At 60.8% G+C, this 2,802-nt stretch carries 3 protein-coding genes; 2 read left to right on the top strand and 1 reads right to left on the bottom strand.

Features of this window, described 5'->3' with window-relative positions:
* Positions 1 to 402, top strand: a 402-nt coding sequence (locus NW863_RS07955; RefSeq protein WP_414365691.1) for a hypothetical protein, incomplete at its 5' end; no start/stop codon positions are given.
* Between the two features lie 7 nt (positions 403 to 409).
* Positions 410 to 1,333, top strand: coding sequence for a fructosamine kinase family protein (locus tag NW863_RS07950; RefSeq protein WP_414365690.1), 924 nt, complete (start codon positions 410 to 412; stop codon positions 1,331 to 1,333).
* A 34-nt stretch (positions 1,334 to 1,367) separates the two neighbouring features.
* On the opposite strand, the gene glyS is transcribed toward NW863_RS07950, so the two are convergent.
* Positions 1,368 to 2,802: glycine--tRNA ligase subunit beta (glyS, locus tag NW863_RS07945; protein WP_414365689.1), on the bottom strand; the 1,435-nt coding region annotated here is incomplete at its 5' end.

Raw genomic sequence — 2,802 nt, 5'->3', positions numbered from 1 at the left:
CCTATCTACTCAGCCATTGCCCTGTTTAGCTTCTTTGCTGTTATTTTCGGCCTCATCTTTAAAGACAAGTTGGAGTACCAGGTAGCCCTTTGGCAGCGGAACCGAGAGCGCCAAGGCCAGATTCCCTACCGCACGCCAGGGGTGATCCTCACCTACAGTCTCTGCTGTGGGTTTGCCTTTGGCTTTGTGGCTGCCTGTTTGCACGTGTTTGGCTTATCCTTGGCTTTGGCTGCCTTGGTCGGCGGGATCCTTGTCTTCAGCACGGCAGGATTGATCTGGTGGCGGCTGGGATCCCTGATGGATCTATTGGCGGTGGGGGGATCCCAGGCTATTGATATCGATTCTTACGGGGCAGGGGCTATTTTGGGTTCTAAGGCGGCGACGCCCACGGAAGAAGAATAGGGTACTGATGCAGAACTTTTGGCAGGCCATCGCCCAGCACCTTTCTAAAATTACAGGGGATCCCTTAGATCCCCTTCACTTCCGTTCTGTAGGCGGGGGCAGCATCAACGCTGCCTACCAGCTTTCCTGTGCGCTTCAGGCTTCTTCCGGCCAGGAAAGGCGGGAATACTTTGTCAAGGTAGCGCGGGGGGGAGAGGGGGCGCTGGAGATGTTCGCGGCAGAAGCAGCGGGCCTGCAAGCCTTAGCGGCTGCCAACGCCGTGCGAGTGCCGCAGCCGATTGCCTGGGGATCCCTAGATGGGCAGGCTTACCTGGTGCTGGAATACCTGGAGCTGACCTCACCCCGCCCCCAAACGGGGAGTTTACTGGGATCCCAGTTGGCCCAGTTGCACCGCACGCTCTCCCCCAACGGCAGCTACGGCTGGGATCGCAATAACACCATCGGCTCGACGCCGCAGATCAACAGTTGGCGGCAGAACTGGTTGGACTTCTACCGGGAACAGCGACTGCTCTACCAGGTCAAGCTGGCCTGCCAGCGGGGTTACCGCGGCGCGTGGGTAGCCCAAGCCGAGCGGGTCATGGCGGAGCTGGAGACTTTCTTTCGGGACTACCGGCCCGTCCCGTCTCTGCTCCATGGGGATCTCTGGGGTGGCAACTACGGCGCCTTGCCCGATGGCTCACCGGTGATTTTCGACCCGGCCACCTACTACGGGGATCGGGAGACGGATCTGGCGATGACTGAGCTTTTTGGCGGCTTTCCACCGGAGTTCTACCAGGCCTATCAAGAAGCCTATCCGCTGGATGAGGGGTATTCCCGGCGCAAGCCTCTTTACCAGCTCTACCACTGGCTTAACCATCTCAACCTGTTCGGAGAGGGCTACCTGGGCTCGGTGCAGCGGGCCTTGCAGCAATGCTTGCGCTTTCTTGGATAATCCCTCTCCCGCAAAGGGAAGAGCCAGCCGGCAGCTAGCGGCTCTTTTCTGGCGCAGCTTCCCCTGTCATGACTACAGCCCCCATATCTCCCAGCAGGCGGGACTGGTTGCGCAATATCCCCAATAGGTTCAGCCGATTGGCCCGCAGCCTGGGATCCGGATCCATGACCAAAACCGCCTCGAAAAAGCGATCCACTGCAGGGGCTGCTGCCTGCAGACCCTCCACCAGCGGGGTAAAGTCTCCTTGGAAGGCTGGCTCCACCCCCAGCCGGTAAACCCTTTGACAGGCCTCGTACAGCTCCCGTTCTGCCGCCTCCTGAAACAGGCTGGGATCCACGGCAGCCGCTGGATTCAGCACGGCGTAGTCCAAATCTCCCTGGGCGGCCAGGCGGGCGCAGCGGTTGAGGGTGGGGTAGAGATCCGCCAATTCTTCAGTAGCTCGCAGATGTTGTAAGTACTCGGCCCGCAGCAGGGTGAGGGGCAGGTTGCTCAAAGCCCGCAAGGTCAGTTCCGCTTTCTGGGGATCCTCTGTCTGCACGGATTCAGGATCCCCGACCACGGCTCTGACCAAGTCATAGTCGATTCGCTTTTCCTCCTGCAGAAGGATTTGCAGCCGCTGGGCGAGAAACTCCTGCAACGCTTTTAAGGTCTTTTCATCTCCCGCCGCATACTCCTGCACCACCTGGCGCAGGAGCTGATTGACATCCAACCTCCAGTCGGCATCCCAGGCAATCAACACCAGGCTGTTGGCAGCCCGCCGCAGGGCAAAGCGATCCGAAGAACCCGTGGGGATCTGCCCCAGGTGGAACATGCCCACCAAGGTGTCCAGGCGATCTGCCCAGCCCACCACCCGCCCGGTCAAAGAGGTGGGCAGAGCCTCCCCTGCCCCCAGGGGCCAGTAGTGCTGCTCGATCCCCTCTGCCACGGCTTCCGGCTCGCCGTCATGGCGGGCGTACTCGGCGCCCATGATCCCCTGCAGCTCCGGGAACTCGTACACCATTTGGGTAACCAGATCCGCCTTGCACAGGTAAGCCGTGCGATCTACTAAGGCTTGTTCTTGGGGATCCAGATTTAAGGCAGTGGCAATGAGGCGGCTGATGCGGCAGATGCGCTCCACTTTATTGCGCATGGATCCCAGCCCTTCGGCAAAGGTAACCGCCTGCAGCCGCTCCACCCGCTGGGCCAAGGGGATGCGGCGATCCTCCTCGTAGAAAAAGCGGGCATCGGCTAGGCGCGCCCGCACCACGCGGCTGTTGCCTGCCGCAATCCGCTCCGCTTGCCGGGGGTCGCCGTTGGAGATGGTGATGAAGTAGGGTAGCAATTTCTCGGGATCCCGGCCATCCCGCACCGGGAAGTAGCGCTGGTGGGTGATCATCACCGTCTGGATGACCGCAGGGGGCAATTGCAAAAACTCCGGCTCAAAGCGCCCCAGAACGGCCGTTGGCCACTCCACCAACTGCACCACCTCC

The sequence above is a fragment of the Synechococcus sp. B60.1 genome (assembly GCF_047462555.1).
Classification (GTDB): domain Bacteria; phylum Cyanobacteriota; class Cyanobacteriia; order Thermostichales; family Thermostichaceae; genus Thermostichus.
The sequence above is the reverse complement of the archived record's forward strand: the minus strand, read 5'-3'. Positions and strand labels throughout refer to the sequence as shown.

Bases quoted from the DNA above. Each gene is read 5' to 3' on its own strand.
- NW863_RS07950 (WP_414365690.1), top strand. From the start codon at position 410: ATGCAGAACTTTTGGCAGGCCATCGCCCAGCACCTTTCTAAAATTACA.